The following is a 19,869-nucleotide window of genomic DNA, read 5'->3' on the forward strand; positions in this document are numbered from 1 at the left end:
CCCTAACGCGGGCATATCCGCCAATTTCAGTTTTTCAATACAAGTCAAAGCATATCCGCAAACAAGCTCAACTTCAAACTTCGAGTTTTTCTAAATCGCATCCGTCTTATCAAAACTTACCCAGTTCTGAATCGTTAACATCAATCTATCTAACAAGAAACCAATGATACCAATAACAAACATGGCAACAATAATTTTCGCATTAGAGTCGTTTGCTCCATTCTGGAATTCCTCCCAAACAAACAATCCTAAACCAGGACTCTGTGCTAAAAGTTCAATCGCAATTAAAACCATCCACGCTACAGATAATGTGATTTTTAAACCCGTAAAAATTAATGGTAAAGACGATGGTAATACCACTTTAAATATCTTTTGAAAATTTCCAAGTTTTAAAACCTTGGCAACATTTATATAATCTTTATCTACACTAGAAACACCCATAGCCGTATTCACTAAAGTTGCCCACATAGAACATAACCCCACACTAATAAAAGAGATGGTAAACGAGCTATCTTCGCTAGAATCTATCAACAATGTTTTCACAATCATAAACACCAATAAGTACCAAACTACTGGTGATACCGGTTTAAAAATCTGGATAAACCAATTGAACGAACTCTTTAACGTCGGACTCAATCCTATAAAAATCCCTAAAGGCACCGCAATAAATAATGCCAATAAAAATCCAGCAAAAACCGTTTTTAAACTTCTAAAAATCTGATCAACAAACGATGGTCTTCCAGTATAAGTAATCGCATCTTTACCTTCCGCTAAACGCTTTTCATTTAAAGCAGCAGTCTTTTCAATAAAAGCTGCTTTATCCGCACTAATTAAAGCATGGTCTCTTAATAACGACTCAAAAGAGCCCCAAACCTGACTTGGCGATGGCAAAGTATTTGGTTGACAACTAGAATCTCCAGATGCAATACAAGCGCGTAATGCTTCTGCAGCTGCAGGTCCTTGGTCATTTAATGCTTTTTCGATTTTAAATTCAGCTTCAATATTATACAAACTCTTAGAGCCCATATGCCATAAGCCAATAAATAATAAAATGGAAGCAATTGGCACGACTACCTTACGCAGAAAGTTTTTAAAATCTTCCTTTTCTAGCTTCCCTGTAAATAGGTCTTTAAAAGTGCTTAAAAAGCCTAGTCCCATAAATTTGGTTACTTTTCCTAATGTTATACTTTGCTTCATCGTTATCTCGTTTAGTGTTAAAAAACTATAGTCAATTGTTCGTCATTTCGACAGAGCGAGGTACGAGTGACGAGAAATCTCATAAGTAATGAGATTCCTCCTCATACTTCGTCGGAATGACAAATAATATTACTGCACAGCCTTATCCTTATTACCAATTTTAAAACTGTTTATATATGCAATCGGATCTTTAGCATCGTACGTTGTACCATCAATAAAATCAGAAGTTGCAGGTTTGTAACCATCTGTTGTTGGAATATCTCCAGCTGGAATATTACCCTCTTCAACTAATAATTTTGCTGCTTTTGTCCAGATATCAGGTCTGTAGATATCTTTAATAGTATTTGCATACCAATCTGCTGGTTTAGCTTCAGGAATTTGTCCCCAACGTCTCATTTGCGTTAAAAACCAAATACCATCAGAATAGAAAGGATACGTTGCGTTATACTTATAGAACACGTTGAAATCTGGCATGTCTCTTTTATCTCCCTTTTCAAATTCAAACGTACCCGTCATAGAGTTTGCTAATACAGCTTCTGGCGCACCAACATACTGAGACATTGCTAATATTTTTACAGCCTCTGCTCTGTTACTTGGTTCATCTAGCCACTTCCCTGCTCTAATTAATGCTTTAGTAACAGCAACGGCAGTATTTGGATAATCTTCAACAAATTTCTTTGTCATTACAAATACTTTTTCTGGGTTATTTTTCCAGATATCATAGTTGGTAGTAACTGGGACACCAATACCTTTAAATACGGCTTGCTGATTCCAAGGCTCTCCAACACAGTACCCGTAAATAGTACCTGCTTCAAGCGTTGCTGGCATTTGTGGCGGAGGTGTTACAGATAATAAAACCTCTGCATCAATTTGACCTTGTACGTTATCTGCTGTGTACATTCCTGGGTGGATGCCTGCTGCAGCTAACCAATATCTTATTTCGTAGTTATGTGTAGAAACTGGGAATACCATACCCATTTTAAAAGCTTTACCAGCATTTTTATATTCAGTAATTACTGGTTTTAATGCTTCTGCTTTAATTGGGTGGATGGGTTTACCATCAGCACCTTTTGGTACGTTTGGTTTCATTTTAGACCACACATCGTTTGATACTGTAATACCATTACCATTTAAATCCATAGAGAATGGTGTTACCAAATCTGCTTGACGACCAAAACCTGCTCCTGCAGCAATAGGTTGACCCGCTAACATGTGTGAACCATCTAATTGACCATCAATGACACGGTCTAATACGTTTTTCCAGTTTGATTGTGCTTCAACAGAAACAAATAAACCTTCATCTTCAAAAAAGCCTTTTTCTTTTGCAATGGCTAAAGGTGCCATATCTGTTAATTTGATAAAACCAAAAGTTAATTGTGGTTTTTCAATGTCTAAGGTTTTAGTTTTAGATGTTTCTACAACCGCAACTTCGGCTACTTCTTTCTTTTTGTCTTTACCACCACAAGCAAATAGTAATACAGCTACGGGTAAAATCCAAGTTGTTCTTTTTAATAGAGTCTTCATTTTTATATATGAGTTTTAAAATTCAACTAAGTAATTATACTTATATGATGCAAATATATACGTAGTTTTAATTTTTAATCATGGAAACTTCCATGTTTAAACCTCTTTTTAATCCATAAAAAAACCTGCTATTTGACAGGTATATTTCATAACTCATTGTTTTTATGATTATTGAAGTTTAGCAAGAAGCTACTTAGGCATACTTATTTTTTGAAAATTTTTATGTTTTGTTTTTTTATATTATTCGTTAGAGTCTTAAACTATGTTCTCATAAAAACAAAATATCAGTAAATATGATCAAGTTAGGATAAAAAGGCATCTTTGAAATCCCCGGCGAAGGAGGGATTGAGTAGTGAAATATTCATATTCACAAATTCATTAATATGAAATAAAAACCAATGAGCAAAGCCCGACCCTAGTGGGTAACACCCAAAACTTAAGTGTCTAAGAAGTAGTTATGTTCGCTAATTTCGTTTTTAAGCTTAGAGACATTTACAATACTTATTTTTTTCCCTTTTGCTATAATCAGATTCTCCTTTTTAAGGGCTGAAAATACACGAATTACTTGTTCTTCAGTTGTACCAGCATAATCTGCGTACTCTTTTCTGCTGAGAGGTAAATTGATATAACCACGCAAGTCGCCAAATTTGCGGTGTATATATAATAATGTGTCAATGACGCGCTCACGTACCGTCATTTGTGAAATAGATTTTACCTTGTTTTCGCTTCGGTTGAGTTCGTTTGCATAAAACAGCATCATGTCATATGCAAACTTGGGATGTGTTAATAATACATCCTGCAAATGCTCTTTAGAAAAGTAATGCAACTCAGTGTTTTGTAATGCAATAGCACCAATAGAATAGTATTCTTGCGTACCAAAACCACGATGACCAATGATCTCGCAGGGTTTTCCAAAACGGACAATTTGTTCACGACCGTTAATACCTGTTCTAAATACTTTTACGGTACCTGTTTTTATAAAAAAAAGACCATTTACTGGTGCACCTTCCATAATAAATTGCTGCCCTTTTTTACATTTTAATAAGGTACTGCTTTGTGGCAATTGGGAGTTAAAAAGTGCTTCGGCATAGTTATGAATTAAACATTTTGAGCTTTTGCAAATATTACAAGAACTATCGGTGATTAATTTATGTTTTAAAATATTATCGGTCACAAAAGTAAATTAAAGCCTAATACACTTATTCAAAATTAAGTAATTATACTTAGTTTTAATAGTTTTTAATAATTTTTAGCAGTTTAGCAAAATTTAGAAGTTGAAATTTGATATTCGGATTATTGTGGTATAAAAAATGTGTGATTTTCATAAATTTTTAAATTTATAGGAGAGTAAAAAATAATCAAAATCAAATCGTTATATTTGTTTGGATATAACGAAAATTTCTAATGATTTCCATTTCTGAAGCTATTTCTATTGTAAAACTAAACGGTAAACCTTTACTGCAACCTACTATTAAAAAGGTTGAAAAAGCTGGTGGATACCAGCTGTTTGAGGATATCCTATCGCCAATAAACATGCCCCCTTTTAGACAATCTGCAATGGATGGGTATGCTTTAAATTTACATGATAGCTTATCTTATGAGTTAATTGGAAAAGTAAAAGCTGGAGATGGTCATCAACCCGAGTTAAAAAAAGGAGAAGCCATTAGAATATTTACAGGCGCTCCAGTTCCTAATTCAGCAAATGCAGTGATGATGCAGGAGAAAGTTATTGTGAATGATAATGCTATTACTATTGAGCAACAAATCCCTTTACAACATAATATACGCCCTTTAGGTGAACAGGTTAAGACTGGAGATATTGCTTTAAAAAAAGGGACTAAATTAACTCCAGCTGCTATTGGCTATTTAATTTCTTTAGGAATTACTGAAGTTTCTGTGTTTAGAAAACCAATTATTGCCATTGTCACCACAGGTAATGAATTGGTTGAGGCTGGTAAAGATTTAACCTATGGGAAAATCTACGAAAGCAACTCAAAAATGCTTTTAAGTGCACTTTATAATTTGAAGTATTATGATGTGACGCTTTATAAAGTTGAAGATGATTATAATAAAACAGTTGAAACTCTTAACATAGCTATTAACGACAACGATTTAGTTTTAATTACTGGAGGAATATCTGTTGGAGATTATGATTTTGTTGGAAAAGCATTAAAAGAATTGCAGGTTGAAGAGCTCTTTTATAAAGTAAAACAAAAACCAGGTAAACCTTTGTTTTATGGTAAAAAAGTAGATACTCAAATATTTGCTTTACCAGGGAATCCCGCAGCAGCTCTATCTTGTTTTTATGTATATGTGTATATCGCTTTGCAACAACTAATGAATCGGAATATTACTGAATTACCAAGAGTAAAAGCTGAAACCATAAATAGTTTTCAAAAGAAAGGAGACAGACCTCAATTTTTAAAAGGCATATACAAAGATGGTCAAGTTGAAATTTTAGATGGACAAAACTCATCCATGTTACAAACTTTTGCATTATCTAACACTTTGGTTTTTGCACCTGAAGATGTGAACACTATTGAAACTGGTGATACTATTGAAGTTATTTTATTACCAAATTAAAATATAACTATGGGATATAGGATAAAAAGTAGAATTTGGATTGAATCTGAAAACAATGTGCTTTTAGGAGAAGGTCGAGTACATTTATTAAAAGCCATTCAAGAAACAGGATCGCTTTCTAAAGCTGCAAAATCGTTGAACATATCTTATAAAAAAGCGTGGCAACTTTTAGATTCTGTAAACAAATCAGCTAAGAAACCAGTAACTATTAATAGCATTGGCGGTAAAGGCGGTGGTGGTGCTGAATTAACGGAATACGGAAAATCTTTAGTTCAAGTCTTTGATGAGATTAATAAAAATTGTTGGAAGTTTTTGGATAATGAACTAAAAAAAATTGAAAGGATATAAATGCTACAAAACGAAAACATATATATTTTTTTACTCATACTACCAATAGTATCGTTTTTATACTCAAGTGTGGGTCATGGTGGTGCTAGTGGCTATTTAGCGCTTATGGCATTGTTTTCATTTGCACCAGAAAGCATGAAGCCTACTGCCCTACTACTTAATGTTTTTGTAGCAGGCATTTCGTTTTACTACTACTATAAAGAAGGTTTTTTTAATAAAAAATTATTTTTAGCATTTGCAGTAACTTCAATCCCATTCTCTTTAATTGGTGGTCGATTTGATATTGATGCATCTTTATATAAAAAAATACTAGCTGTCTTATTAATATTTGCTATCCTAAAAATGTTGAATGTTTTTGGGAAAGAAAGTGATAAAATTAAAGACATAAAGCTTTGGCAAGGACTCATAGTTGGTGCTGTTATCGGATTTTTCTCTGGACTCATAGGAATTGGAGGAGGTATTATATTAACACCACTCATTCTATTATTTCATTGGGGAAAAATGAAGGAAGCAGCAGCAGTTTCAGCGCTTTTTATATGGGTAAATTCTGCTTCAGCATTACTAGGACAATTTAGCGTTGGCATTACTTTAGAAAAAGAATCATTTCTATTAGTTGCTATTGCACTTATTGGCGGTGTTTTAGGCGGCTATTATGGCAGTAAAAAAATCAATAATCAGAAATTGAGATATATTTTAGCCTTTGTACTAATTATAGCTTGTGCTAAACTCATGTTTACATAAAATGATAAACAAAACAAACATAACAGGCATTATACTAGCTGGAGGAAAAAGCTCAAGAATGGGGACTGATAAAGGTTTTTTAATGTTGAATAACAAACCTTTTGTACAATATAGCATTGATGCTTTAAAACCTTTAGTTTCAGAAATTATAATTGTTTCTGATGACCCTGATTATGATATTTTTGGATTAAAACGTATTACTGATGATATTAAAGATGCAGGTCCTGTTTCAGGTATTTATTCTGGACTAGAAGCTTCAAAAACTGAACTTAGTTTGGTTTTAAGCTGTGATATTCCATTGATAACTTCGGAAGTATTACAAAAATTGATTAACGCTATTGATGATGAATCAGAAATCATAGAAGCTGAAAGTAATGGTAAATCCATGCCTTTAATTGCATTATACAAACGATGTGTAAAAGACAGGTTCAAAAGTTTTTTAAAACAAGATGAAAGAAGATTGAGAATTGCCATAAAAGCCTGTAACTATAAAAATGTTGTTTTAGATGAATCCTTTCAAAATGCAACATTAAACGTGAACACAAAAGAAGAATTAAAACAAATTGAAGATGCTTATAAAGATTAAATATTTTGGTCAAATAGCAGAAGTGACTCAAAAAGAAGAGGAACAATTAGAAGTTTCTGAAGGTAATATTTCAGCGCTTTTAAATGTGTTACATTCTAAATATGACACTTTAAATAATAAAGATTTTCAAATAGCGCAGAATCAAGAATTAGTAAGTTTAGAAACTGAACTAACAGGAGCAGAAATTGCGTTATTACCACCTTTTGCTGGTGGTTGATTATTATGAGTAGATACAACAGACATATCATTTTATCAGAAATCGGACAAGAAGGTCAGGATAAAATTTCTAATGCCAAAGTTTTGGTTATTGGTGCTGGTGGTTTAGGATGCCCTGTATTGCAATACCTTACCGCTGCTGGTGTTGGAACTATTGGAGTTATAGATTTTGATGTTGTTGAATTATCCAATTTACAACGTCAAGTGCTCTTTGGAACTTCTTCTTTAGGAAAAAATAAAGCCATTGCAGCTAAAGAACGCTTACAGGATTTAAATAATGATATTTTGATTACTGCTTACCCAGAACCACTCACCTATCAAAATGCGATAGCTTTATTTCATCAATATGATATTATTGTTGATGGTTCTGATAATTTTGAAACACGGTATTTGGTAAATGATGCCTGCATCATCACAAACAAACCGCTAGTCTTTGGAGCCATTTATAAATTTGAAGGTCAGGTTTCGGTTTTCAATTATAAAAATGGACCAAGTTACCGATGCCTATTCCCTAGCCCACCGCAAAAAGATGCCGTTCCTAATTGCACAGATATTGGTGTTTTAGGAGTGCTTCCTGGAATTATTGGTACTATGCAAGCTAATGAAGTTTTAAAAATCATTTTAGGTATTGGCAATGTGCTTTCAGGGAAATTGCTTTGTTATAATGCTTTAAATCATAAAACGTCAACATTAAAAATAAACAGAAATGAAACTAGTATTCAATCTGTTTTAAATAAGCAAGATAGTTTTGAGAATAAGCAAATCAATATAGACTGTGAAATCGAAGTCATAGAAATTTCAATATCCGAGATGATTTCAGAAAAAAATGTTCAGTTTATTGATGTTAGAGAGATACACGAACAACCCAAAGTAGACCATTTAAAAGTTACCTACATTCCATTAAGTGAATTAGAAACTAGTTTACATAAAATTGATTTATCAAAAAAGAAAGCTCTTTTTTGTAAATCGGGAATGCGCAGTAAACATGCCATAAAAATATTACAAGAATTAAATATTAATAACTGTTTTAGTATACCTCAAGGTGCTTCAGAAATAAACAATTATTTAAAAGAACATAGTAAAGTGAATACGGAAGATTTCCACCTTCGCGGAAATGAAAAAATATAATTATGAAAGATAAAAAACCAATGAAAAGTGTTTTTAAAGAAGGAGCAATAACTTCAGAATTTATAGGGAATTCTATTTATAAACATCAAACAAAAACAAGTATCGGTGCCCATAATATTTTCTTGGGACAAGTTCGTGCAGATGAGATTGATGGTAAAACGGTTTCAGCTATTGAATATACTGCTTATGAAGATATGGCAAATCAAAAATTCCATGAGATACGAGAATCATCTTTTGAAAAATTTGATTTAACCTGCATGCACATTTATCATAGTTTAGGAACTGTTAAAGCTGGAGAAATATGCCTATTTGTTTTTGTATCATCACCAAGACGAAAAGTAGTATTTGAAGCTTTAGAATATATTGTTGATGCTATAAAAGCTGATGTTCCAGTTTTTGGAAAAGAGATTTTTGAAGATGAATCTCATCAATGGAAAGTAAATAGTTAGAATCATGGTAGACATTACAAATAAGAACACCACACTAAGAACTGCCGTAGCCCAAGCAGTCGTAATGGTCAGTAAACAAGAAACGATTACAGCCATTGAAAACGATACAGTTCCTAAAGGCAATGTATTTGCCATGAGTAAAGCAGCAGGATTATTAGGTGTAAAACGAACACCAGATATTTTGCCAGATTGCCACCCCTTACCTATTGAATTTACAGGTGTAGAGTACAAAATTGATGGACTAGAAATTACGGTATTATTTACTGTAAAAACAATTTATAAAACAGGAGTTGAAGTTGAAGCGATGCATGGTGCTAGTGTTGTAGCTTTAAATATGTACGATATGCTCAAACCTATTGATAAAGGCATAGAAATACACGCTATAAAACTTTTGAAAAAGAAAGGTGGAAAATCTGATTTCAAAGACTCCTTTAGAAAAGACTTAAAAGCAGCCGTTGTGGTGTGTAGCGATACTATTTCTGCTGGTCATAAAGAAGACAGAGCAGGAAAAGCCATAATTAACAAACTTGAAAGTTGTGATGTAAAAATCTCTGAATATGTTATAATTCCTGATGAAACTGAAGATATTCAGCAAAAAGCAAGAACTTACCAGGAACAAGGTATTGATATGGTGATTTATACTGGTGGAACAGGATTGTCAGGAAGAGATGTTACGCCAGAAGCTTTACTGCCTCTGTTAGATAGACGTATTCCAGGTATTGAAGAAGCCATTAGAAGTTATGGACAAGAACGTATGCCTTTTGCAATGCTTTCAAGAAGTATTGCTGGAACCATTGGAAACACCTTAGTACTAGCTTTACCAGGTTCAACCAATGGAGCAAAGGAATCTATGGACGCTATATTTCCGGCAGTATTACATAGTTTTAGAATTTTAAAAGGTGCTAGACATGACTAAAATGTTTATTCGTGGAATTGTTAAATTGTTTAAGCGATTACACATTTCAACGATTCAACAATTAAACAGAGCGAAGATATGAGCGACAATAAAAACATATTACAAGATTCACATGGTAGAGATCACGCCTATTTAAGGATTTCCTTAATAGAGCGTTGTAATTTACGTTGCACCTATTGCATGCCTGAAGAAGGTGTAAAACTATCTCCTAAAAGTCATTTAATGACCTATGAGGAAATTTATGAAATCGCTAAAACTTTTGTAGATAATGGCGTTACCAAAATTCGATTAACTGGTGGAGAACCTTTAATTAGAAAAGATATTCCTGTAATTTTAGAAAAATTAGCAACGCTTCCTGTTGAATTATCTATTACTTCAAACGCTGTTATTATTGATAAGTTTATCAATGCTTTAAAAACAAACGGCGTCAATAAAATAAATGTGAGTTTAGATTCTTTAGATGCTTCAAAATTTAAACACATTACGCGTCGTCATGAATTTCAAAAAGTTTATGATAACATTTTATTACTTGTTAAAGAAGGGTTTACTGTTAAAGTCAATGCCGTTTTAATGAAAGGGTTTAATGATAATGAAATTATCGATTTTATCAATTTCACTAAAGATTTACCTGTTTCAGTTCGGTTTATTGAATTTATGCCTTTTGATGGTAATAAATGGGATATGAGTAAAATGGTATCGTATGCTGAAGTTATGACTTATGTAAATAACGCTTTCGCGGAAGATAAAGTAGAACGTTTACAAGATGCTCCAAACGACACGTCTAAAAACTACAAAATAAAAGGCTACAAAGGTAGTTTTGCTATTATAAGTTCTGTGACGAATCCGTTTTGTGATTCATGTAATAGATTACGTTTAACAGCTAATGGGCAACTTAAAAACTGTTTGTTTTCTTCTGGAGAATCTGATTTATTGACTACACTTAGAGCAGGAGAATCCGTTGAGCCAATTATTCAAAAAGCAGTACAAGCCAAATTTAAAGTTCGTGGTGGTATGGATACTTTGGAAAAATTACAAGAGCCTAAATTACATTCTAATAATCGAAGTATGATTACTATTGGAGGGTAAAACTAATTAAGCTCTTGTATTGTATCATCATTAATTTATATATACTTCTAATAATTTTGCATGACTAGTATTAAATACTACTTGATCTGTATTCGCAGGCAAAATAATAGTTTCGCCAGTTTTTAAAGTTTCTGTATGTTCCCCAGTTGCTACGTCTACTTTACCTTCAACACACATATAAATAATAAATGAATCTAAATCGCTATAGTTTTTTTCTTGACGTTTAGTAAAATCTAAAATATTAGTTGTAAAGTATTCGCAATTAGCTAAATTAGAACAACTGTCTTTTTCTATTGTATAATCAGATTTTCCGTTTGAATCAAATTGTTTCGTAGCTTGTTCTGCTAGTTTGGTGTGTAATTCTCTTTTTTGTCCATTAGCATCTTTTCTATCCCAATCGTAAACGCGATATGTTATATCAGATGTTTGCTGAATCTCTGCTGCTAGAACACCTGCGCCAATAGCATGAATTTTTCCTGCAGGTATAAAAAAACTATCGCCTTTGGTAACTTGTTCCCTGTTAAAAATTTCATCAACATTTTCAGAAGTAATATGATTTAAAACCTCTGGGTTAGTAGTTTCATCTTTTAAACCTAAAACAATATCAGCATTTTTATCGCTATCCATAATGTACCACATTTCTGTTTTACCAAATGAATCATGATATTTTTTTGCCATTTCATTATCAGGATGTACTTGAACAGATAAGTCTGTTTTAGCATCTAGAAACTTAATAAGCAAAGGGAAATTATAACCAAAATTTTCAAAATTATGAGTTCCTAAAAAATTTGACTTATGTGTTTTAATCAATTCTTTTAAACTACTTCCTTTATAAACACCATTTTTAACAACTGAAACATTGCCTTCTACATCTGAGATTTCCCAACTTTCTCCAACATCATCTTTATGAGTTTCTTTATTTAAAACAGTTTTTAATTTATTTCCTCCCCAAATTTTTTCTTTTAAAATTGGATTGAATTTTATTGGATATACTTTCATAACTATATATGTTATTGTTAATTTAATTTATAATTAACTAGCTGATTATTAATTTTTAATTTTTCTAAGTACTCGATTATAGAAAATACACTTTGAAACAAAGTTTGTTTTATTTCCTTTTTTTCTATTACACTAATATTATATTCTAAAATAATATTCTGGTTTTTACTCATTGCCTTAATTAAACCACTAAGTGTATATGGCTTATTACTAATTTCATTGGTATTTATATACCCTATGTGATTCAAATCAAATTGATTAAACATAAATCTAGCACCTGATCTTACTGCAGAAATATCTGATTTAAACTTCTTTATATCTACTAAAGAAACGGTTGTTGAACAATCTGCTTTAATTTCTTTAAGTAATTGAAAAGTATTATCTCTACTGGCATTATTTACTAAACATAGCTCTAAGTTATTTGCTTGATTTAGATATTCAATAAAAAACTCAGTATCAATATCATTTTCATTATTATGAAATATTATAATGACTCCTATTTTCATTTCTTACTAATTATTGTATTAAGCTACTTTTAATGCATTAGCTACAATAGTTTTAGAGTTTGCTTTTTTTCCTCTATATACCCAAGCAATTTGTCCTAACTGCCCAACTATTTTAACAGAGTCTTTCATTGAAAGCTTAGAACCATCAGCATGAATCCATCTTTTTAATGGCTGCTCACATAGCATAGATTTTGCTTTATCTAATCCAAAATGCTGGCTCATTCTCTTAAAAATTTCAACATCAAATATCCATTGTGTAACAAATTTCTCACTAAACGCAATGTTAATAACATCTTTATGGAAAATTTTAGCACCACATTGCGTGTCTTTAAAATCCATTTTTAAAATCTTTCTTATTATGAAATTAATAGTTAAACTGATGATTTTTCTAGCTGACTCTTTAGTAATATTTGCTCCCATTCTTGCAATTCGAGAACCACTTACAATTTTAAATTCTGAATGCTCAATTGTTTTAACTAAGTCGTCAAAATCTGCTAAATCTGTAGATAAATCGGCATCTAAAAATCCTATATAATCTAAATCTTCTTTTTTAGCCATGTGCAACATTCCTAAACGAACAGCTTCTGCTTTACCTCCATTTTTATCACAATCATAAACTGTTATAAAGTCTTCTCTCCCTTTTTGTAGTTCTTTTAAAACTTCTAAAGTTCTGTCTTTACTTCCATCGTTTACAAAACATAAATGGTAACCAGAGTTTTTATCTATATAATCTGTAAATTCTGTGCTTAATAAACGTTCCTCTTCGTTATAACATGGAATTACAACACCAACACAACGTTCTTGAATCATAACATTAGTTTTAGCATTAGCGTTTTGAGTTTCTGGAGCTCCAATTAATCGCTTAACACGTGCGCAGATTTCGTTTAAACTTAATGGCTTTTTCATATAATCATTAATACCTAATTCAAAACCAGTTGTAATAATATCATCTTGTGTGTTACCAGATAAAACCATTATTGGTGTGTCTGCATTTTTAGAATTTCTGATATACTTTACAATATCTAAACCAGAAACACCTGGCATATTTATATCTACAATTACTAAATCTGGATTAAATGAATTGTAAAGAGAAATACCTTCATTAGAATCTGTTTCGATTTTTACATCATAACTTAATTCCTCTAACCTTTTTTGTAATGGTAATAAAACTAATTGTTGATCGTCTATTGCTAATATTTTCATGATTTCAGTTTTTTAAAATGTTTAATTAATATGTTTGGAAAAAAATATTTAATCTTTTAATACGTTCGCAGATATTATTTAAATCCATTGGTTTTTTTATGTAATCATTAATTCCAAATTTGAAGGCTTCAGCAATAACATCACTACTAGTGTTACCTGATAAGACTATTATTGGAGTGGATGAACTTTTATTTATTCTTATATACTTGATAAATTCTATACCAGACATGTCTGGCATGTTAATATCTACAACTACTAAATCTGGTTTAAATCTATCGTATATACCTATACTTTCATTAGCATCAGTACTTGTCTTAACTTTATAACCTAAGTCTTCTAATTTTTTTTGTAAAGGCAATAAAACTAATTGTTGATCGTCTATGGCTAATATTTTCATTTTAAGGTGTTTTTGTTTTTAATTACAGGACAAATTTACATTTGAAGTGACTTTAAAAATTAATATTTAGCTTAAGGTATAGGTATGTGTAGATGAATGGTAGATTTGTGTAGATAAATAAAATTACAAGCAGTAATTAAATTATTTATCTTTACCATGTAGCGATTACCGTTCAAAAAATTAATGAAAGAAACCTCAAATAAATACTTAATAGTTGCCTTACTAATAGGAATAGCATTTCATGGCACTTCTATTTTCTTTACCTTAGAGACTACCTACGATGCTTTAATCCATTTGTTTTTTGCAGACCATTATGCAAATAGTTGGTTTGAACCTTGGAATTATAAGTGGTACACGGGTTTTACTGTAATGAGTTACCCGCCTTTAGTACATCAGTCTATTGCAGCACTTTCATTAATAGGCGGACTGAAGTTTGGTATGTTTACTGTAGCCTTAATAAGCATTGTGCTTTTTATTACTGGTGTTTATCGTTTTTCGCTACTTATAACATCAAATAGAACTGTTGCTGGGTATGCTTCCATTTTGGCTGTTTTCTCATCGTCTTTTGTAGAAACCTTGCATATATTTGGTCAATTGCCAAGTATTATTGGAATTTCTGTTTTAATGCATGCGTTACCCGAAATCTATTTATGGCTAAAAACAGGGCGTTATAAATACCTATTTACATCACTTTCTCTAATATCTGTTACGGTTACTTCTCATCATGTTACGCCAATATTTGGAATGATATTCTTCATTTTTCCATTAATAGGTATGGTAATTATGGATGTATCAAGAGAACAAGTGGATTCGGTTAAAGCCATTACATTCAAGGTATTTATTAATAGCTTTTTTAAACTTTTTAAACGCATTATAAGTTTTGGAATGCTATCCTTAGTTATTATAGTTGGTTGTATTCTTCCCTATTGGATAAACTCTAAGAACAATCCAATAACTCAAGTTCCCATTCCACATGGGTCTAGAGACAATTTTTTAGAGATTACCTCATCTGGCTTGGTGTTCTTTTTAATTCCGTGGGGTGTTTTACTCATTTTATTGCCATATATATTCTATAGATATTACAGTAAGCGTTACTTGTTTTTTGGACTCTCAATAACTATTCTTACCGTTTTAGGAACTGGAGGCACCACATTTATTCCACGTTTATTTTTAGGAGAAACAGCTTTTAATATCCTAACATTAGACCGTTTTACATTATGGGCATCTATTATGTCTTTACCGCTTTTTGGAGAATTTGTATATCGCTTTGTTGAAGGCGATTTAAAACAACTAATTCAAGATAAATTTGGTGCTATTTACCACCGATTAATTGGAGGCATACTTGCAGGTCTCTTTTTATTCATGACCATTTTTACAATGAGTCTCAGTTATTTTAGACCCTCGCAACCTCAGCAAATAAAAATGTTACCTATTATTAATTTCCTGAATCAAGATCAGCATGATAATTGGCGGTATATGACTTTAGGTTTTGGAGACCAAATGGCTTGGTTATCAGCACAAACCAACGCCATGAGTGTTGATGGTAATTACCATTCTGCAAGACGCTTACCAGAATTAACAACCCGACCTATAGAACGTTTAGAGAATTCTAAATTTAAAGGTGTTGAAGGTATTGGTTCATTACAGCAATTTTTAACCACACCTGAAAAATATAATTTCAAATATATATTCTCTAATGATAAATTTTACGACCCAATTTTATATTTCTGTGGTTGGCAACGACTTCGTCAACTAGAAAACGGAATTCAAGTTTGGGAAAAATTAAATGTACCTCCTGTATCATCTATTTTACCTAAAGAAGATGTTGCAAAATGGCTGAAAATACTTTGGGGCATTATGCCTTTTTTAACAGTTCTTATTGCATTTATATTAAACATTCAAATGCTTTGGATAAATACGTTAAAGACTAAAGCAAAAGCTATTCCTGAATTTTTAAAATTTCAGAATAATTATACTAAGTTCTCAAGAGGATTGCTTAGAATTACCCATGTTTGGTCTATTATTCTAGCAATTATAGTATTTTATGGTGTACACCTATTCTACATTAAAAATGATGCGCATCATTCTCCAGAAAATGCATTGCTAGCGTATTATGACGCATTAGATTTTAAAGAATTTGAAACAGCTTACAGTCTTATAAACCCAGAAAGTAATTTACCTATTGCACAGTATATGTTAGAGATTTCGGTTACTGATGGATTATTGAGTTCTTATGCTAAACTAGATGCTATTGAAACTATAGTAACTTCAAAAACCGATAGTTTAGCAACTGTAAAAGTGAATACTAAGTGGATTACACCTTTAGAAAAAATTAATAAAACCGATTATAAAACTTTAGTAAAACTGAAAGGGAAATGGTATGTAAACCCAGAGGATATTGATTTAGATTTACCACCAGACCAGTTATACTCAGATAATGTTACCAAATATTTTAACCAAGGACGACGACGCATTACTACAGAACAAACCCACCACGAAGATGTTTTAAAACAACCTGTTTTAGAAATCTTATCAGCAAAACTGGTAAAACATAATGGTAGTTATGCACTAATTGGAGAAGTTCAAAATATAGATAATGTTCCTGCCGATGTAGTATTAAAAGGTACCTTATATAATGATGACAATAAACAACTAGCAACTTATAATGCTAAATATCACGTAAAGCATAAACTGATGCCTAAAGAAGTAAGTTCTTTTAAAATTAATTTTGAAGGCATTGCATGGTCAAGAACACAAGATTCTATTCCAAAAACTTTTAATCCAGATGAATTTACACCTGTTGAATTTGAAGAACAACCCACAAAATTCAACTTACAAGTAGCGGGAAATGTTTCAGGATCAGATTTATACAAAGGAACCTCAATAAGTGATTTAGATATTTCTGAAGAACAGATTACTGGTAAACTGTTTAATTCTGGATTAGCAGAAGTTACCATTCCGCAATTGTTATTTACGTATTATGATCAACATAAAAATATGCTTTGGGTAGATCATCAATTTATTGCAGAAGGTATCAGGCAGCAGCGTCAACAATCGTTTGATTATCCCATTCTTAAAAATGACACGATTCAGGTTATAAACGAGGATATGAAAAACTGTTTTGTAAACGGGTTACCTAATGTATCTATTTCTAACAAAGTTGTTCCAAACAGAATTGAAAATCAAACACACACCGTTTTGCAACCCATAGAAAATAAAAACTATAGTTTTATTAAAATTGAAATAAACACCTATATAGGAAACCCTAATTAATGACATTGAAATATACATATTTACTTTTTTATGTATGGATGGTTTTACTATCAATGCCTTCCTATGCAAACAATGGAGCTATAGAATTGATTACTAAAACCACTCAATTTGAAGCTGGTCAATCTATTAGCTTAAAGTTTTCTAATACTGATAACGAGACACCAAGTTTGTATGTAAGTAACAGTTATGGCTCTACTATAATTAAGCCCGAAATAGATTCAGGAATTCTAAATTATCAAATCCCACAATCTATAAGTAATAAAACAGGAGTTGTTAATTGGAAATTGTTAGCAAATAATTCGCTTTCTGGGGCATTTACAATTATATCCAAACAAAAGGCAGTAGCTCTAGAAACGTATTTAGGTCCACCAAGTATTCAAGCTGGCGGAACAGATTACTCCATGCTTGTTGTTATCCCCACAGATTATTTAGATAACCCTTTAGCTGATAGCACCAAGGTTACCGTTAAACATCAGTTTTTAGACAATCAAAATGAAGAGGTCGTTCTTATGAAAAACAGAATTGCTTATAAAAACATCTATTCAGAAACCAAAACAGGTCGAATTTTAGTGTCTTCAGAATGTTTGGGATTCAATTCAAAAGAATATACGGTTAATGTACTTCCCGCTATACCAACAGATTTTAATATTTCGCATAGTAGAAATCATGACTATGCAGATGGCAATCAAATTACCACATTTTCTACGTCAATAATTAAAGATCAATTCGGGAATTTAGTGAGTGATGGCACTTATATTGATTTTTTTATCACAAACCGTTCAAACCATATTTTAAAAACTTCTAGCACAACTATAAAAGGGATTGCTGTTGCAAAAATGATTCATCCAGATCATGAAGACCAATGGACAGTTAAAGCCTTTGTAGAAGGTATGGCAGAAAGTAAACCCATTGAGTTAGCATACAAAACGATCATCTCAGATTTTAACGTGCTATTTTCAGAAGATTATAGAACGGTAACTATAGGGCCTTTAAAAAGTTTCATGAATCAAATGGTGCCTGATGGCTTAGAAGTATCGCTTTCAGTTTTTCAAAATGAGATAAAATTAAATACACTTACTAAAAGTTCTTTTGAAGGCTATGCCACATTCAAATTAGATACCAACAACTTCCCTAGTGAAAACTATACGCTTAAAATTGAAACCGCTGGTGTACAGAAAACATATCCGAATGTAAAGCTATGACAGGTATAAATAAAAACATATTGCGTAGTGTTTTAGTGCTGTCTTACATCGCTATTATTGCTTTGGTACTATTTGGCATTGGCAGTTTATACAGCTATTTAAACACGGGAGCCGACCGAAGTACTATGCTGCATACCGAAATTAAAAAGATAGACCAATACTTACCAAAACTGGAATGGGCGCCTTTAAATAATGAAGGCAGACCTATGGATGCACAAACTCTAAATGCACTTCAAAATGATTATTTAGATGCTTGGTATGTAAAACATGTGGCCTATAAAACGAATACACTAGCAGGTATTGAAGATTATTATACTGAAAATGCTAGAAAAAACATAACTGCCTTTGTAGCTCAAAATAAATTAAATCATATTGCTATTGAGGGCACTACTTTAGAGCATCATCTTTCGCTTGATTTTTTTAGTGAAGATGGCCAATTAGCTGTTGTTACAGATAAAAATGTTATTGAATTTAAACGTGTTTTTGAAAATTACACGCTCCAACTAGAAACCAAAGAGCAGTCTACTTATAAACTTATTTTTCTTTTAGAAGATGGCTTTTGGCGTATCCGACACATGATAAAGGAAAAAAGCAAAGATTATAAAAATAAATTTGCTCATGCCAGTACTGAAGTTTCAAAAGTAAAAGGTATTAACTATTATCCTCAAGCTTCTCCCTGGGACATGTATGGCGATAAGTTTGATGCTGCTATTATTACTAAAGATTTTAAAATCATAAAAGAAGCAGGCTTAAACAGTATCAGAATATTTATTCCTTATGAAGATTTTGGAAAAGCCAATGTGAAACCTGAAAAACTAACGAAACTAAAAACTGTTTTAAATTTAGCTGAAGCTGAAAAGTTAAAAGTAGTAGCCACATTATTTGATTTTTATGGCGACTACACAGTTTTAAATTGGACGTTGAATCAACATCACGCTGAAACAATAGTATCTGCATTAAAAGATCATTCCGCTCTTTTGGCTTGGGATATTAAAAACGAACCTAATTTAGATTTTGAATCAAGACATAAAGATTTAGTAATCGCATGGCTTGATAACATGATTGATTTAGTAAAATCTACAGACCCAAAACATCCTGTAACCATTGGTTGGTCTAATGCAGAAAGTGCTACAATTCTAAAAGATAAACTAGACTTTATTAGTTTTCATTACTATGAAGATTTGGATGATTTAGAAGCTACATACAAGCATTTAAAATCTGAAGTTACTAATAAAACTATAGCTATTACAGAATTCGGGCTGTCGTCTTACAAAGGATTTTGGAATCCTTTTGGGAATAATGAAGACGATCAAAGTGACTATCATAAAAAAGCACAAGGTATTTTTAGTGAAAACGATATCAATTTTATGTCTTGGACACTTTACGACTTTACTGAAATACCAAAAGAAGTCGTTGGACGACTCCCTTGGCGAAAACAGGCCCAAGAACATTTTGGATTTATTGACCAAAATGGAGAGACTAAGCCCGCTTTTAAATATATTTCCAAAAAATAGT

19 protein-coding genes are annotated in these 19,869 nt (G+C 31.9%); 12 read left to right on the forward strand and 7 right to left on the reverse strand.

Going from position 1 to position 19,869, the window contains the following annotated elements; genetic code table 11:
- Positions 1 to 90: 90 nt before the first annotated feature.
- From DIS18_RS12010 to DIS18_RS12020, 3 genes are all read right to left on the reverse strand, one after another.
- Positions 91 to 1,197 carry an ABC transporter permease gene (locus DIS18_RS12010; protein ID WP_109353327.1) on the reverse strand — a complete coding sequence of 369 codons (1,107 nt, stop codon included), beginning with the start codon at positions 1,195 to 1,197 and terminating at the stop codon, positions 91 to 93.
- A 129-nt stretch (positions 1,198 to 1,326) separates the two neighbouring features.
- The gene (locus DIS18_RS12015; RefSeq protein WP_109353328.1) at positions 1,327 to 2,721 is read right to left on the reverse strand and encodes a CmpA/NrtA family ABC transporter substrate-binding protein; all 1,395 of its coding nucleotides are present in this window, start codon (positions 2,719 to 2,721) and stop codon (positions 1,327 to 1,329) included.
- A gap of 436 nt (positions 2,722 to 3,157) precedes the next feature.
- Positions 3,158 to 3,895 (reverse strand): Crp/Fnr family transcriptional regulator, encoded by a 738-nt coding sequence (locus DIS18_RS12020; RefSeq protein ID WP_425428181.1) that lies wholly within the window; start codon positions 3,893 to 3,895, stop codon positions 3,158 to 3,160.
- Positions 3,896 to 4,125: 230 nt separating this feature from the next.
- Here DIS18_RS12020 and DIS18_RS12025 point away from each other — a divergent pair, with 230 nt between their 5' ends.
- The 9 genes from DIS18_RS12025 to moaA all read left to right on the forward strand — a co-directional run bounded on the left by DIS18_RS12025 (position 4,126) and on the right by moaA (position 10,774).
- Complete coding sequence (locus DIS18_RS12025) at positions 4,126 to 5,304, forward strand: molybdopterin molybdotransferase MoeA (protein WP_109353329.1); 1,179 nt, start codon at positions 4,126 to 4,128, stop codon at positions 5,302 to 5,304.
- 9 nt (positions 5,305 to 5,313) lie between these two features.
- Positions 5,314 to 5,652 (forward strand): winged helix-turn-helix domain-containing protein, encoded by a 339-nt coding sequence (locus DIS18_RS12030; protein WP_109353330.1) that lies wholly within the window; start codon positions 5,314 to 5,316, stop codon positions 5,650 to 5,652.
- Positions 5,653 to 6,393: a sulfite exporter TauE/SafE family protein gene (locus DIS18_RS12035; protein WP_109353331.1), complete on the forward strand. Its 741-nt coding sequence runs from the start codon at positions 5,653 to 5,655 to the stop codon at positions 6,391 to 6,393.
- A gap of 1 nt (position 6,394) precedes the next feature.
- A complete protein-coding gene (gene mobA, locus DIS18_RS12040) occupies positions 6,395 to 6,979 on the forward strand; it encodes a molybdenum cofactor guanylyltransferase (protein WP_109353332.1) in 585 nt (194 codons plus the stop codon).
- The gene (locus tag DIS18_RS12045; protein WP_109353333.1) at positions 6,963 to 7,196 is read left to right on the forward strand and encodes a MoaD/ThiS family protein; all 234 of its coding nucleotides are present in this window, start codon (positions 6,963 to 6,965) and stop codon (positions 7,194 to 7,196) included. The genes mobA and DIS18_RS12045 overlap by 17 nt, the downstream gene beginning before the upstream one ends.
- Positions 7,197 to 7,201: 5 nt before the next feature.
- Positions 7,202 to 8,323 (forward strand): molybdopterin-synthase adenylyltransferase MoeB, encoded by a 1,122-nt coding sequence (moeB, locus tag DIS18_RS12050; protein WP_109353334.1) that lies wholly within the window; start codon positions 7,202 to 7,204, stop codon positions 8,321 to 8,323.
- Positions 8,324 to 8,325: 2 nt separating this feature from the next.
- Entirely contained in the window at positions 8,326 to 8,772 is a 447-nt protein-coding gene (locus tag DIS18_RS12055) for a molybdenum cofactor biosynthesis protein MoaE (protein WP_245925691.1), read from the forward strand.
- 4 nt (positions 8,773 to 8,776) lie between these two features.
- Positions 8,777 to 9,688, forward strand: a complete 912-nt coding sequence (gene moaCB, locus DIS18_RS12060) for a bifunctional molybdenum cofactor biosynthesis protein MoaC/MoaB (protein ID WP_109353335.1) — start codon at positions 8,777 to 8,779, stop codon at positions 9,686 to 9,688.
- A 78-nt stretch (positions 9,689 to 9,766) separates the two neighbouring features.
- The gene (gene moaA / locus DIS18_RS12065) at positions 9,767 to 10,774 is read left to right on the forward strand and encodes a GTP 3',8-cyclase MoaA (RefSeq protein ID WP_109353336.1); all 1,008 of its coding nucleotides are present in this window, start codon (positions 9,767 to 9,769) and stop codon (positions 10,772 to 10,774) included.
- A 30-nt stretch (positions 10,775 to 10,804) separates the two neighbouring features.
- Here the strand turns inward: moaA and DIS18_RS12070 are convergent, their stop codons facing one another.
- Genes DIS18_RS12070 through DIS18_RS12085 form a run of 4 tightly spaced genes read right to left on the reverse strand, consistent with a single transcriptional unit; the run spans position 10,805 to position 13,879 of the window.
- Positions 10,805 to 11,773 carry a type I phosphomannose isomerase catalytic subunit gene (locus DIS18_RS12070; RefSeq protein ID WP_109353337.1) on the reverse strand — a complete coding sequence of 323 codons (969 nt, stop codon included), beginning with the start codon at positions 11,771 to 11,773 and terminating at the stop codon, positions 10,805 to 10,807.
- A 17-nt stretch (positions 11,774 to 11,790) separates the two neighbouring features.
- Positions 11,791 to 12,279 carry a glycosyltransferase family protein gene (locus tag DIS18_RS12075; RefSeq protein ID WP_109353338.1) on the reverse strand — a complete coding sequence of 163 codons (489 nt, stop codon included), beginning with the start codon at positions 12,277 to 12,279 and terminating at the stop codon, positions 11,791 to 11,793.
- An 18-nt stretch (positions 12,280 to 12,297) separates the two neighbouring features.
- Complete coding sequence (locus DIS18_RS12080) at positions 12,298 to 13,482, reverse strand: response regulator (protein WP_109353339.1); 1,185 nt, start codon at positions 13,480 to 13,482, stop codon at positions 12,298 to 12,300.
- A 25-nt stretch (positions 13,483 to 13,507) separates the two neighbouring features.
- The gene (locus tag DIS18_RS12085; RefSeq protein ID WP_109353340.1) at positions 13,508 to 13,879 is read right to left on the reverse strand and encodes a response regulator; all 372 of its coding nucleotides are present in this window, start codon (positions 13,877 to 13,879) and stop codon (positions 13,508 to 13,510) included.
- A 183-nt stretch (positions 13,880 to 14,062) separates the two neighbouring features.
- On the opposite strand from DIS18_RS12085, the gene DIS18_RS12090 reads away from it, so the two are divergent.
- Genes DIS18_RS12090 through DIS18_RS12100 form a run of 3 tightly spaced genes read left to right on the forward strand, consistent with a single transcriptional unit; the run spans position 14,063 to position 19,868 of the window.
- Positions 14,063 to 17,152, forward strand: coding sequence for a hypothetical protein (locus DIS18_RS12090; protein WP_109353341.1), 3,090 nt, complete (start codon positions 14,063 to 14,065; stop codon positions 17,150 to 17,152).
- Positions 17,152 to 18,354, forward strand: a complete 1,203-nt coding sequence (locus DIS18_RS12095) for a hypothetical protein (protein ID WP_109353342.1) — start codon at positions 17,152 to 17,154, stop codon at positions 18,352 to 18,354. The genes DIS18_RS12090 and DIS18_RS12095 overlap by 1 nt, the downstream gene beginning before the upstream one ends.
- On the forward strand, positions 18,351 to 19,868 hold the full coding sequence (locus tag DIS18_RS12100) for a glycoside hydrolase family 2 TIM barrel-domain containing protein (protein WP_109353343.1): 1,518 nt from the start codon (positions 18,351 to 18,353) through the stop codon (positions 19,866 to 19,868). Before DIS18_RS12095 ends, DIS18_RS12100 begins: the two co-directional genes overlap by 4 nt.
- The last annotated feature ends 1 nt before the right edge of the window (position 19,869 follow it).

The organism is Algibacter marinivivus, from assembly GCF_003143755.1.
Taxonomy (GTDB): Bacteria; Bacteroidota; Bacteroidia; order Flavobacteriales; family Flavobacteriaceae; genus Algibacter_B; species Algibacter_B marinivivus.